General features: G+C 63.4%; 12 protein-coding genes. 3 read left to right on the plus strand and 9 right to left on the minus strand.

Translation table 11 applies throughout. From position 1 onward, the window contains the following. Positions 1–25 precede the first annotated feature (25 nt). Entirely contained in the window at positions 26–1,444 is a 1,419-nt protein-coding gene (locus tag J3A98_RS18755) for an amino acid permease (protein WP_176683667.1), read from the minus strand. Between the two features lie 391 nt (positions 1,445–1,835). Between J3A98_RS18755 and J3A98_RS18760 the strand changes: the two genes are divergently transcribed. From J3A98_RS18760 to J3A98_RS18770, 3 genes are all read left to right on the plus strand, one after another. Continuing rightward, positions 1,836–4,985, plus strand: a complete 3,150-nt coding sequence (locus J3A98_RS18760; protein WP_209967734.1) for a transglycosylase domain-containing protein — start codon at positions 1,836–1,838, stop codon at positions 4,983–4,985. 89 nt (positions 4,986–5,074) lie between these two features. Next, positions 5,075–5,620, plus strand: a complete 546-nt coding sequence (locus J3A98_RS18765) for a PadR family transcriptional regulator (RefSeq protein ID WP_176683669.1) — start codon at positions 5,075–5,077, stop codon at positions 5,618–5,620. Beyond that, complete coding sequence (locus J3A98_RS18770) at positions 5,613–6,374, plus strand: siderophore-interacting protein (RefSeq protein ID WP_209967736.1); 762 nt, start codon at positions 5,613–5,615, stop codon at positions 6,372–6,374. Before J3A98_RS18765 ends, J3A98_RS18770 begins: the two co-directional genes overlap by 8 nt. A 796-nt stretch (positions 6,375–7,170) precedes the next feature. On the opposite strand, the gene J3A98_RS18780 is transcribed toward J3A98_RS18770, so the two are convergent. From J3A98_RS18780 to gspF, 8 genes are read right to left on the minus strand one after another with little or no spacing between them, the layout of a single operon-like run. Continuing rightward, the gene (locus J3A98_RS18780; RefSeq protein ID WP_209967740.1) at positions 7,171–7,833 is read right to left on the minus strand and encodes a general secretion pathway protein GspN; all 663 of its coding nucleotides are present in this window, start codon (positions 7,831–7,833) and stop codon (positions 7,171–7,173) included. Further along, positions 7,830–8,216 (minus strand): type II secretion system protein GspM, encoded by a 387-nt coding sequence (gene gspM, locus J3A98_RS18785; RefSeq protein ID WP_209967742.1) that lies wholly within the window; start codon positions 8,214–8,216, stop codon positions 7,830–7,832. The genes J3A98_RS18780 and gspM overlap by 4 nt, the downstream gene beginning before the upstream one ends. Further along, positions 8,213–9,289 carry a type II secretion system protein GspL gene (locus J3A98_RS18790; RefSeq protein ID WP_245354991.1) on the minus strand — a complete coding sequence of 359 codons (1,077 nt, stop codon included), beginning with the start codon at positions 9,287–9,289 and terminating at the stop codon, positions 8,213–8,215. Before J3A98_RS18790 ends, gspM begins: the two co-directional genes overlap by 4 nt. Then, positions 9,286–9,876 carry a prepilin-type N-terminal cleavage/methylation domain-containing protein gene (locus tag J3A98_RS18795; RefSeq protein WP_176683674.1) on the minus strand — a complete coding sequence of 197 codons (591 nt, stop codon included), beginning with the start codon at positions 9,874–9,876 and terminating at the stop codon, positions 9,286–9,288. The genes J3A98_RS18790 and J3A98_RS18795 overlap by 4 nt, the downstream gene beginning before the upstream one ends. Continuing rightward, on the minus strand, positions 9,873–10,241 hold the full coding sequence (locus tag J3A98_RS18800; RefSeq protein WP_209967746.1) for a type II secretion system protein GspI: 369 nt from the start codon (positions 10,239–10,241) through the stop codon (positions 9,873–9,875). The genes J3A98_RS18795 and J3A98_RS18800 overlap by 4 nt, the downstream gene beginning before the upstream one ends. Then, on the minus strand, positions 10,238–10,675 hold the full coding sequence (gene gspH, locus J3A98_RS18805; RefSeq protein WP_209967748.1) for a type II secretion system minor pseudopilin GspH: 438 nt from the start codon (positions 10,673–10,675) through the stop codon (positions 10,238–10,240). The genes J3A98_RS18800 and gspH overlap by 4 nt, the downstream gene beginning before the upstream one ends. Positions 10,676–10,678: 3 nt before the next feature. Further along, entirely contained in the window at positions 10,679–11,113 is a 435-nt protein-coding gene (gene gspG / locus J3A98_RS18810; RefSeq protein ID WP_176683677.1) for a type II secretion system major pseudopilin GspG, read from the minus strand. Between the two features lie 17 nt (positions 11,114–11,130). Beyond that, positions 11,131–12,333, minus strand: coding sequence for a type II secretion system inner membrane protein GspF (gene gspF, locus J3A98_RS18815; RefSeq protein ID WP_209967751.1), 1,203 nt, complete (start codon positions 12,331–12,333; stop codon positions 11,131–11,133). Between the last annotated feature and the right edge of the window lies 1 nt (position 12,334).

Raw genomic sequence — 12,334 nt, forward strand, 5'->3', positions numbered from 1 at the left:
GGCCGCAAAGCGGCCCCACGTCAGATCAGGAGGCGGTACTCGTCACACCTTGTGCGTCTTTCGGCGCCAGGCGGAGCGTGTAGTACAGCACCGTCAGCAGCACCAGGAACGCCGGGCCGATGTACAGGGCCACACGCGTATCCTCGAAGTACGCCATCAGCCCGACCACCAGCACCAGGAAGGCCAGCGCCAGATACGAACTCAGCGGCCACAGCCACATGCGGTACTTCAGTGCCTTGCGCTCGGCAGTGGTAAGGCCGGCGCGGAACTTCAGCTGTGCCAGCAAGATCATCACCCAGGTCCAGATCGCACCGAAGGTGGCGATCGAGGTTACCCAGACGAAGACCTTTTCAGGCACCAGGTAGTTGGCCAGTACGCCCAACAGCAACGCGCCGATCGACAGCAGCAGCGCATTGCGTGGCACGCCGTTCTTCGAGGTACGGGCGAAGGCCGCCGGCGCCTGGCCGTTCTGTGCCAGGCTATAGAGCATGCGCCCGGTACTGAAGATGCCGCCATTGCACGACGACAGCGCCGCCGTGATGACCACGAAGTTGATGATGCCGGCGGCGGTCTTGATGCCGAGGCGCTCGAAAGTCATGACGAACGGGCTGCCCTGGCTGCCGATTTCGTTCCAAGGGTAAATCGACAGGATCACGAACAACGCCCCGACGTAGAACAGCAGGATGCGCCAGAACACCGAGCCGATGGCCTGCGGAATGGTCTTTTGCGGGTTGCGTGCTTCACCTGCGGTGAGGCCGATCATTTCCACGCCCAGGTAGGCGAACATCACCATCTGCAGCGACATCAGCACGCCAGTCACACCATTGGGCATGAACCCGCCATAACTCCACAGGTTGGAGATACCGACTGCGACACCGTCATTGCCAAAGCCGAAGGCAATGATGCCGATGCCGCCGAGGACCATGGCGATGATGGTGACGATCTTGATCAGCGCGAACCAGAACTCGAATTCACCAAAAGCCTTCACCGCCACCAGGTTGATCGCGCCCATGCTGCCCAGTGCCGCCAGGGCCCAGATCCAGCGCGGTACGTCGGGGAACCAGATGCCCATATAGATGGCCACTGCAGTAATTTCGGCAACACAGGTCACCAGCCACAGGAACCAGTAGTTCCAGCCGGTCAGGAAGCCCGCCAATGGGCCGAGGTAATCCTGGGCATAACGGCTGAAAGAGCCGGCGACAGGGTTATGCACGGCCATTTCACCGAGCGCGCGCATGATCACCAGGATGGCCAGGCCACCGATGATGTAAGACAACATGATGGCTGGGCCGGCCATTTCGATCGCCTTGGCCGAACCGAGGAAAAGACCGACACCGATACAGGCGCCCAGCGCCATCAAGCGGATGTGCCGTTCGCCCAGTTCACGCTTGAGCGGGCCGCCTTCAGTGGCCTGGCCGTGGGCAGAGTGGTTGCCGACTGGCATAGCAATACAACCTCATTTTGTTATTGGATTTGACCTTCGTGCAGCCGCGACCATGCCGATAGGCGTGGCGTTGGCTTGCCAGGCTGGCCTTGTGGGCCTGCCCATGTGCCGGACTAGAGCGCCCGGCAGGGCGAAGGGGGCCAGCAGTATAGGAAGACCGTTGTAGGTGTTTTCACTGTATATATGCAGAAATTTGGCTAGAACTCTGGGGCCGCTTTGCGCCCAAAGAATTGCCAAGGCACCATAGCAACATCGTCCGTTGAAGAAACCCACACCAAAGCCGTATAGCCCCACACCACTTTTTCCAACTTCCTACAAATTTTTCACCCTATCCACTCAACGTCTAAGCTTCAGACAAGCAAGACGAAAACACTTGGCCGGATAGAAGACTATGGGCGCACTGTGGCAATCGGAACCCAGCAGAACGGAAGCTCCCAAGATACCTCAGGCCGAGACGCCACAATCCAAGTCCCCCCGTCAGCGTCGGCTATGGTGGTGGCTGATCATCCTCATCCTGCTGGTGGCACTGGTAGCCATCGCTGTTGCCGCGTATAACGAATTCCGTACCTCCGAACTACAATCGCGCGAGTTCAGCAGACTGGCCAGTACACTGACCTACTCGCTGCAACCCGGTCCCAGCGATGCCATCGTCTACCCCGGTGATGGGCCGTTCGACAAACGCCTGGGCTATAGCGCCCTGGGTGAATTCCTGCCACGCCTGCTCAAGCGCGACTACCTCATCAGCGAACAGGTGAAGTTTTCACCCGCATTGATGAACTACGTCGATCATGGGCTGTTCGCGCCCTATATCGAGAAGATCCAGGCCGGCCTGTCGATCACCGACTGCCGCGGCGACACGCTGTACCAGTACAACTACCCCCAGCACCTGTACCCGGACTTTGCGGCGATACCTCCCGTAATAGTCAACAGCTTGCTGTTCATCGAAAACCGCGACCTGCTGGATACCGACGACCCACGTAACAACCCGGCTGTGGACTGGCCACGCTTTGCCAAGGCCGCCTACAGCCAGGTCGCCAAGTACCTGGCCCTGCCCGGTCAGTCTGCCGGCGGCAGCACCCTGGCCACCCAGCTGGAAAAATATCGCCACTCACCGGATGGCCTGACGGTGTCGGGCGCGGAGAAGATCCGGCAGATGATTTCTGCCAGCGTGCGTGCCTACCAGGGCGGCCCCGACACCACCGAGGCACGCCAGCGTATCGTGCGCGACTACCTCAACAGCGTACCGCTGTCGGCCGTGCCTGGGCATGGTGAGGTACATGGCATGGCCGAGGGCCTGCGGGTGTGGTACGGCGCCGACTTCGACCAGGTCAACCAGGCCCTGAACGCCACCGCCACCGACTCAGAGAGCATGGCCGCGCGTGGCCTGGCCCTGCGCCAGGTGCTGTCGCTGATGATTGCCCAGCGCCGTCCCTCGTATTACTTGTCCAAGGGCCGGGTCGAGTTGGCCGAACTCACCGACTCGCACATTCGCGTGCTTGCCGCCAACAAGATCATCGATCAGCCGCTGGCCGATGCCGCGCTGGTCAGCAAGGCGGTGTACCGCGACTGGGTAGCGCAGCCGACCATCGTACCGATCATCACCAACAAGGGCATCAGCCTTGCGCGCAACCGTCTGTCGGCCATGCTCAACCGCCCACTGTACGACCTCGACCGCCTTGACCTGTCAGCCACCAGTACCTTGCAGGCCGACCTGCAACTGCAGGTCAGCCAGTACCTGAAAAACCTCGCCGACCCGGCGTTTGCCGCACAGATCGGCCTGATCGGCGAGCGGCTGCTCACCGCCAAGACCACCGACCAGGTGAGCTACAGCTTCACCTTGTTCGAGCGCACCGCCGATGGTTCGCGGGTGCGGGTGCAGACCGACAGCACCAACCAGCCCTTCGACATCAACGAAGGCAGCAAGCTGGAGCTGGGCTCAACCGCCAAGCTACGGGTACTGACCACCTACCTGGAGATTATCGCCGAGCTGCACGACAAGTACGCCGGCAAACCTGCCGCCGAGCTGAAGAAGGTCGAAGTGGCCGAACTCGACCGCATCACGCAATGGTCGCTGGAATGGCTGGCGCAGAACAGCAAGAACCAGAGCCTGGACGCCATGCTCGACGCCGCGCTGGAACGCAAGTACTCGGCCAACACCGGCGAAGGGTTCTTCACTGGCGGCGGGATGCATGTGTTCAACAACTTCCGCAAGGAAGACAACAACCGCAACCCGACACTCAAAGATGCACTGCGCGAGTCGATCAACCTGCCGTTCATCCGCCTGATGCGCGACCTCGTGCGCTACGTGACTTACCAGCAACCATACAACCGCGTGGCGCTGCTCAAGGACGACGCCGACCCGCGCCGCCAGGAGTACCTTGCGCGCTTCGCCGACAAGGAGGGCACCAAATACCTGATGCGCTTCTGGAAAAAGTACCAGCGTAGAACCTCGCAACAACGCCTGGACACCTTTATCGACAGCATGCGCGTGACCCCACAGCGGTTGGCGGCAGTACACCGCTACCTGTTCCCCGAGGCAGGCCAGGAAACCTTCAACGCATTCGTGCGTGCCCACCTCAAGGATGACAAGAAGGTGCTGGGCAAACTGACCGATGGCCGTCTGTCAGAGATGTACGCTGCTTATGGCCCGGGCAAGTACGACCTGCCCGACCAGGGTTACATCGCCAAGGTCCACCCGTTGGACCTGTGGCTGCTTGGCTACCTGCTGAAGCACCCAGGCTCGACACTGACCGAAATGATCAATGCCAGCCGTTTCGAACGCCAGGAGGTATATGGCTGGCTGTTCAAGAGCCGCCACCAGAGCGCCCGTGACAGCCGCATCCGCACCATGGTCGAGATCGAAGCCTTCCTCGACATCCACCAGCGCTGGAAACGCGTGGGCTATCCATTCAACCACCTGGTGCCTTCATTGGCCACGGCCATCGGCAGCTCCGGCGACCGCCCCGCTGCCCTCTCCGAACTGGTCGGGATCATCCAGAACGACGGTATTCGCCTGCCAACCCTGCGTATCGATACCCTGCACTTTGCAGCCAATACACCCTACGAGACCAAGTTGATCTCAGACCCGGACCGGGGCGTGCGAATTCTGCCGGTCGAAGTGGCACGTGCGCTCAAAGGCGCCATGTCGCAAGTGGTCGACGCAGGTACCGCGCGGCGTATTTCCGGCAGCTTCAAGCTGCAGGACGGCACGCCACTGGTGATGGGCGGCAAGACCGGTACCGGTGACAACCGAATCGAAAGCTTCGGCGCCGGCGGCCGGCTGATCGGTTCGCGCTCGCTGAACCGCACCGCCACCTTCGTGTTCTTCCTCGGCGACAACCATTTCGGCACGCTGACCGCCTTCGTGCCGGGTCGCACAGCAGAAGCGTTCAAATTTACCTCGGCGCTGCCAGTGCAGGTGCTCAAGGGCATGGCACCGATCCTCATGCCATACCTGCAGCCAGGCAACCCGAATGAGTGCAAGCAGCCACAGGTTGCCCTGCACACACCGCCGCCGACAGGTAACACATCGACTGAGTAGATGATAATCATCAGCATTAAATGGCTTGTCTTTAGATATATCTTGAGTAATATCTTACGATATATCGCAAACGACGGAGCCCTTTCCTTATGCGCGAACATACCCCTCATGATCCCTTCGAGCGGCGCCCCGGCCGTGGCGAGCGCGGCCCGCGTGTCTTCGCCCCTGGTGACCTCAAGCTGCTGATGCTGGACTTGCTGGCCGAGCAACCCGGCCACGGTTACGACCTGATCCGCCAGATCGAGAACTTGTTCGAAGGCAGCTACAGCCCAAGCCCCGGGGTGATCTACCCCACGCTGAACTTTCTTGAAGAAGCCGAACTGATCAGCGGCCAGGTGCAGGGCAGCAAACGCCTGTATGCCATCACCGATGCCGGCCGCAGCGCCTTGGCGGATCAGGCGGTAGCCCTGGATGGCGTGCGCATGCGCATCGAAGTCAGCAAACGCGCCCTGCGCGGCCACGACCGCCCGCCAGAGATTCATGAAGCGGTCGGTAACTTGCGTCATGCACTACACATGCACAGCGGCCGCTGGACCGCGGAAGAAATCGAACGGGTCCGTGACCTGCTCAACCATGCCGCCACGGCCATCGCCTCCGGGCCAACCGAACCTTTCAGGGAGACGCCCCATGAGTGACACCATTCACCGCGTAAACCACGAGATCCGCCAGCGCCGTCTGCAGGTGCTGCGGGTCACCGAGCTGACCCCGCGCATGCGCCGGATCACCTTGGGGGGTGCCGAGCTGCAAGGCTTTACCAGTATGGGCAGCGACGACCATATCAAGCTGCTGTTTGCCGAAACGCCGGAGCAACAACAGGCCATCGAGGCCCGTAATATGGGTAAGGACGGTGGCGCGCGGCCCACCATGCGCGAGTACACACCGCGGCGCATCGATCTGGTGGCAAATGAGCTGGACATCGACTTCGTGCTGCACGGCGACGGCCCTGCCTCTACCTGGGCCGCGCAAGCCGCGCCCGGGCAAACCCTGGACATCGCAGGGCCAAGGGCCTCGCTGGTGGTGCCGGATATTTTCGACAGCTACCTGCTGATCGGTGATGAAACTGCTATCCCGGCCATTGGCCGTCGGCTGGAGGAGTTGCCGGCGGGCCGCCAGGTGCTGGCAGTGATCCAGATCGAAGACGAGCACGAGCGCCAGCCGCTGCCAAGCAAGGCCCAGGTGGAAGTGATCTGGGTACGTCGCCAGGAGGAAGACTTGTTGGCACTGGTGCGGAACCTGAGCTTGCCGCAAGGCCGGCTGTATGCCTGGGTGGCGCTGGAAAAAGCCCTGACTCGCCAGGCCAAGGCGCTATTGCTGGAGAAAGGGGTGCCGGAAGATGCGCTAAAGGCCGCAGCCTACTGGCGGGCCAACGGGACTGCGGACGACGAGTGATCGTGATTGCCTGATCTGCCGTCTTCGCGGGCAAGCCCGCTCCTACAATGATCGGGGATGGGCCCAAATCGGTGGTTGGACACAAATCGGTGGGTGGGCACATATCGGCGGTTGGACACAAATCGGTGGTTGGGCCCAAATCGGTGGTTGGACACAAATCGGGGGTTGGACACAAATCGGTGGTTGGACACAAATCGGTGGTTGGGCACAAATCGGTGGTTGGGCCCAAATCGGTGGTTGGACACAAATCGGTGGTTGGGCCCAAATCGGTGGTTGGACACAAATCGGTGGTTGGACACAAATCGGTGGTTGGACACAAATCGGTGGTTGGACACAAATCGGCGGTTGGACACAAATCGGCGGTTGGACACAAATCGGCGGTTGGACACAAATCGGCGGTTGGACACAAATCGGCGGTTGGACACAAATCGGCGGTTGGACACAAATCGGCGGTTGGACACAAATCGGCGGTTGGACACAAATCGGCGGTTGGACACAAATCGGCGGTTGGACACAAATCGGCGGTTGGACACAAATCGGCGGTTGGACACAAATCGGCGGTTGGACACAAATCGGCGGTTGGACACAAATCGGTGGGTGGGCACATATCGGCGGTTGGGCACAGGCCGTTGTAGGAGCGGGTTCACCCGCGAACACCGGGCAGCCGGTGCCACGCAAAGCGCCGCCTGCTTCGCGGTTTGAACCATTTGATAAGACCAAGCGGTTCAGCCCCGACCACCTCAGAAAAGCTCGACCGCCCACAGCGTATCTACAGGGCGCCACGCCACGTAGTTGCTCACCAACGAAGGTCTCGCTGCCCCGCCAGGGCCTGCGGCCCGAGCCATTGAGCCCCACGCAACAATGGCGTCAACTGCGCTTCAGGCTGCAGCTGGAACACCACCTGCGCCCGGCGCCCTGGCAGGTCGGCATCCACGGCCAGTTGATGTTGCCCTGGCTGCGCCAACTGCCCGCGCAGGTGCCAGCCACTGCGGCAATCCATTTCCAGCCAACCGTGCCCAAGGCCAAGGGACCAAGGGTCGCTCAGAGCCAGGTCGGTTACGATCACGCGGCCTTCACTGGCCTGGCATTGGCGCCCTGCCCCCTGCATCCTCACCCCCCCCTGCCACTGGCCGGCCAGGCGGTAATCCGTCGAGACCGTCGCCAAAGCCCCCTTGGCTGATGCCTCCAGCCGCCACTGCCAAGGCCAGCCTTCTGCGCGCAACTGCCAGGCCTGGCCCTGGAACCCCACTTGCGCATTCGCCTGCAAGCGCCAGGGCTGCAGCGTCCAGCGCAAAGGCCCGACCGGCCCCCATTGTTGTGCCTGCCCTTGCCAAAGGCTTCCGCCGACATCACGTACCGGCAGGCCGAACGCACGCACCACCCAATTGGCCGGAAGCTCGATAAACAGCGTGAGCACGAATACCAATAGCACCCAGGCCATTGCTGCACTGCGGCTCATGGCTGCACCACCAGGTCGAATCGCAAAGCCTTGCCCTGTTGCTCCAGCCCCCATTGCAACGGCAATGCGCCTTCTGCACGCAGGCTCTGCACCCAGCCTTGCAGCATGCGCTCATCGGCCACCTGCCCACGCAGTTGCCAGGCCTTGCCTTGCGTATCGACTTCGATCAGTTCGACCCCACGGGCCTGGGCCGACTGACGTAGCCGCTCCAGGTTCAAACCGGGCCCGCCTTGCAGGCTGGCCGCCTGTTCGGCCAGCACACGCCACTGGCCAAGCGTGCGCCATTGCGCAACGCCTTCACGCAGGGCCAGGAAGGCCAGCAGCAGAGCGATCAGTCCCCAGGCGAACTTGAAGCGATGACGCTGTAGCCAGTCCCGGTTCATGAGGCGGCTCCCAGGTCGAAGATCACCTGGCCCTCTTGAACCTGCACTGTGGCGCCAGCGGCAGCCGCCATATCACGCCATGGCGGCGCACTGCCCTCGCCCTCCAGACGCAGGTGCCAACGCTGACCATCGAAGCGCACCGCTTGCAGGCGCCAATCCGGGTTGGCACGCAGCCAGGCCTGCAAGCGAGCCTGCAGGTCGTCTAGCTGACGTGTACGCAGTTGCTGCTGCAGTACGCTCTCGCGTAGGCGCTTGAGGGCCTGCGCCGCGTGCCGAGGGCTGGCCTGCTCGCCGGTCACGGCAATGACCTGGCTGCGCCAGAGTTGCGCCTGGCGCCATTGCTGGCTCAACCACAGGCCACCCCAAACGGTGGCCAGCACCAGGCAAGCTGCCAGCAGCCGCTGCTGCTGTCGGGACGCCGCTGGCAACGAGCGCACCTTGCGGATGCGTTCGAACAGACCGGGTAATGTGTCGAGCGGCGTAAATACGGCTGGCCAATTGCCGCTCAGCGACGTCTTGTGCAGCCCTGCCCACGGTGGCTGCCGCACTCCCCCCAAGGCATCAGGCCAGGCCAGCCAGTGTTCCTGTCCGTCTTCGGCCAGCCCTTTGTAATAGGACATGCCGGGGGTACGCTGCCATTGCCAGGCGCATCCTGGCTCGGGCGATGGCAGCAACTGTAGCTCCGCCCAGCAGCGCACTACCTGCAAGCCCCAGGCGGCACATTGGCCACGCCATTCATCCAACTGCTGGCGCGCCACTACCAGCAGGCGAAGGTGCCCGGGTTCACGGGCCAGGCAGGCACAGGCCACCTCATGCGGGGCCTGCAGCAAGCGATCCTCAAGCAACAAAGGCCATTCTTCGCGCTTGAGCCCGGGCGGGGCCGGCACGCGAAAACGGCTGCAGGCCTCGGCAGGCAGAACCAGCGCAACATGGGCCTGCGGGTTTGCCGGTGGCTCACCCTGCCCCTGGCTTTGCAAAATACCCTCATGGACCAGCGCCCAGTGCCAGACAACACCCGGGCGCAGCAATAGCCACGCCTGCGCCGGCGTACGCCGCCGCCATTCAAGTTTCATGAGCGCCCCCATGGGAGGGCGAAGGTGCAGACATAGGGGGCTCCATCACGCAGCAGTTCCAGACGCACACCACGGCCTGGGTGTACCGGTTGGTCAGAAGGCCAGGCCAGCCAGCGGCCGCCCTGGTAGTACAGAACGTTCATGGCGCTGACCTGGTCGAGTCGTTCGCGCTCTACCCAGCGCGGGGCGACGGCGGCGTACAAATCGGCCGAGCTTTCCAGCAGCAGGCGCTGCTCACGGACCTCGAAGCGCAGTCGCTGGCGTTGCAGGCGCGAGCCACCTTCGGCCGCCGGCAGGCCGGTGCTGGCGACCCACAGCAACTGGTTGCTGGCGGGTTGCCAGTCCAGCCATCGGCTGGCCAGCGGCAAACGCTGGTCGTAGACACGGCGTAGCACCGGGCTGTCAAAGCGCCGCTCCAGTGCCAGACAAAAGTCCAGCACCGAGGTTTGCTGATTGGTGTGCTGCAGGCGTTCGCGCACCTTCAGCCAGCCGTTGACCAGCGCGGCGAGCATGATGCCGAGTATGGCGGTCAGGGCCAGGGCGACCATCAGTTCGATCAGGGTCAGACCTGCCTGATGGCGTTTCATGGGCGCTCCAGAAACACGGTGTACTGGCCCAGTGGCAGACGCTGATCGTGGTCGGCGAACAATTGCAGTTCGCCACGGCGCAGGTCACGCACGCCGGTGCGGCGCAGTTGCAATTGCCAGTGACACAGTTGGCCACCTTGGCCAAGCTTGCCGGCCACCTGGTTTTCGGCAGGCCAGTACTGCTCGACGGCAAAGCGGGCTTGCAGCTCACGCGCGCACAACAGGCCAAGGCGGTGCTGTTGCAGGTTGTCCTGAACGGCCAGCCGCTGGCGCAGTACCTGGCTGGTGATGACTGCCAGCACGGCGGCAATCGCCAGGGCCACGGTCACTTCCAGCAAGGTGAAACCACGCTGACGCTGCTTCATGGCGCCACCGCCACCCGCAAGTGACCATTGCGGCGCCAAGCCCATTGCTGGCCGCCATCAGCCCAACGCCAACGCACACTGCCCGACTGTGCCCAGCCATGCGGCGTGAACAGCAGGCGCGGCTGCGGGCTCGGGGGCCAGTCCGGGTGAAGGCCCTTGGGCCAGTCGCCGAGCGCGACCTTTTCAACGATCCAGTCATTGCCTTGGCGGCGGACGAACTCCGGGCGCTGGCCATTCCAACGCAGCCCGCGCAGTTGCCCGGCATGCCGGGCCAGCGCGGCCTGGCCGCGGACCTCGGCCGCCAGCCGTTGCAGGGCCTGCTCGACACGGGCCTGGCCGTTGCCGAGGCCAGCCACCGCCAGCCCGGTCATCAGCCCAGCGATGGCCAACACCACCAGCAGCTCGATCAGACTGAACCCATGCTGACCGCGCACCGGTTACAGCGCCCAGTTACCCAGGTCGGCATCCTGGCCTTCGCCACCCGGCATGCCATCGGCGCCCAGCGAGTACACATCGACCCGGCCATGTTCGCCGGGCATGCGGTACTGGTACGGGGTGCCCCATGGGTCTTCCGGCAGGCGACGCACGTAGCCATCACTGCGCCAGGCCCGAGGCAGCGGCTCCTGAGCCGGCTTTTTCACCAGCGCGACCAGGCCCTGTTCGTTGCTGGGGAAGCGCAAATTGTCCAGACGATACATGTCCAGCGCCTGCTCCAGGGTGGCCAGGTCGGCCATCACCTTCTGCTTCATGGCCTTGTCCTGGTTGCCCAGCACGCTGGGCGCCACCACGGCAATCAGCAGGCCGATGATGAAGATCACCACCATGATTTCCATGAGGGTGAAGCCGCGTTGGCGGTTACGTCGATGCTGCATGGCAATACTCCTTGTCGTCACAATTGCAGGCCCTGGTTGAGTTGCATGATCGGCAGCAGCACCGCCAGCACGATGAACAGCACCACGGCGCCCATCACCAGGATCATCAGGGGTTCGAACAGCGCCATGGCGGTATCGACCTGGCGGGCAAAGCCGCGCTCCTGGTCGTCGGCCACGCGCTCGAGCATGTCCGCCAGGGTGCCGCTGGCCTCGCCGCTGCCGACCATGTTCACCAGCAGCGGCGGGAATTGCTGGCTGGCATCCAGCGCACGGTGCAGGCTTGTGCCGCCCTGCACGTGCTGGCGCACCTGCTCCATGGCCAGGCGGATACGCCGGTTGCCAATGGTTTCAGTGGCCACCTGCAAGGCTTCGAGCAGGGCCACGCCACTGCCACTGAGAATCGCCAGGCTGCGCGCCAGGCGCGCGCTTTCCAGCACCTGCAGCAGGTGGCCAATACGCGGCAGGCGCAGCAGCAGTTGGTCGCGACGCAGGCACCAGTGCGGTTTGCGCAGCAGCCAGCCGCCCAGCACCCCGAGCAACAGCGCCCCCCCTAACAGCCAGGGCCCGGCTTGCACCAGCCCCTGGCTCAGGCCGATCAGCAACGAGGTGATCAGCGGCAGGCTTTGCCCGGCGTGGGCGAATTGCTCGGTGAGTTTGGGCACGACGAACGTCATCAGGCCAATCACCACTGCCAGCGATACCCCCATCAGCACAGCGGGGTAGATCAGCGCAGTACGGGCCTTGTGTTGCTGGCGTTGCACCTGCTCCAGGTGGTCGGCCAAGCGGGTCAGCACCTGGGCCAGGTGCCCGGAACGTTCGCCGGCCTCGACCAGCGCGCAGTACAGGCCGGTAAACGGTGCGCCCTGCCGGGCCAGGCTGCGCGCCAGGCCCAGGCCTTCGGCCAGCGAGCCGCGCAAGGCCACCAGCACACTGTGCAGGGCGGGCTGACGCAGTTGCCGTTCAAGGGTGGCAAGGGCATCGACCAAGGGAATACCGGCCCCGGTCAAGGTGGCCAGCTGACGGGTCAGCTCACACAGCTGGGCGCGGCTCAGGCGCTGGCGACGGGGTTGTCGGCTGCCGGCTTCATGACGCTGCAACTGGCGGGCGAACAGGCCCTGCTCGCGCAATAGCTGGCGAGCGTGGCGTTCACTGTCAGCCTGCAGGCTGGCCTTGTGCGATTTGCCGGCGAGGTCAACGGCCTGGTAGCGATAGGTCGGCATG

The organism is Pseudomonas sp. BP6, assembly GCF_017875935.1.
Lineage (GTDB): Bacteria > Pseudomonadota > Gammaproteobacteria > Pseudomonadales > Pseudomonadaceae > Aquipseudomonas > Aquipseudomonas putida_Y.

Coding starts and splice junctions, on each gene's coding strand:
- J3A98_RS18760 (WP_209967734.1), top strand. CDS start 1,836: ATGGGCGCACTGTGGCAATCGGAACCCAGCAGAACGGAAGCTCCCAAG.
- J3A98_RS18770 (WP_209967736.1), top strand. CDS start 5,613: ATGAGTGACACCATTCACCGCGTAAACCACGAGATCCGCCAGCGCCGT.
- J3A98_RS18780 (WP_209967740.1), bottom strand. CDS start 7,833: ATGAGCCGCAGTGCAGCAATGGCCTGGGTGCTATTGGTATTCGTGCTC.
- J3A98_RS18755 (WP_176683667.1), bottom strand. CDS start 1,444: ATGCCAGTCGGCAACCACTCTGCCCACGGCCAGGCCACTGAAGGCGGC.
- J3A98_RS18790 (WP_245354991.1), bottom strand. CDS start 9,289: ATGAAACTTGAATGGCGGCGGCGTACGCCGGCGCAGGCGTGGCTATTG.
- gspM (WP_209967742.1), bottom strand. CDS start 8,216: ATGAACCGGGACTGGCTACAGCGTCATCGCTTCAAGTTCGCCTGGGGA.
- J3A98_RS18765 (WP_176683669.1), top strand. CDS start 5,075: ATGCGCGAACATACCCCTCATGATCCCTTCGAGCGGCGCCCCGGCCGT.
- J3A98_RS18800 (WP_209967746.1), bottom strand. CDS start 10,241: ATGAAGCAGCGTCAGCGTGGTTTCACCTTGCTGGAAGTGACCGTGGCC.
- gspF (WP_209967751.1), bottom strand. CDS start 12,333: ATGCCGACCTATCGCTACCAGGCCGTTGACCTCGCCGGCAAATCGCAC.
- J3A98_RS18795 (WP_176683674.1), bottom strand. CDS start 9,876: ATGAAACGCCATCAGGCAGGTCTGACCCTGATCGAACTGATGGTCGCC.
- gspG (WP_176683677.1), bottom strand. CDS start 11,113: ATGCAGCATCGACGTAACCGCCAACGCGGCTTCACCCTCATGGAAATC.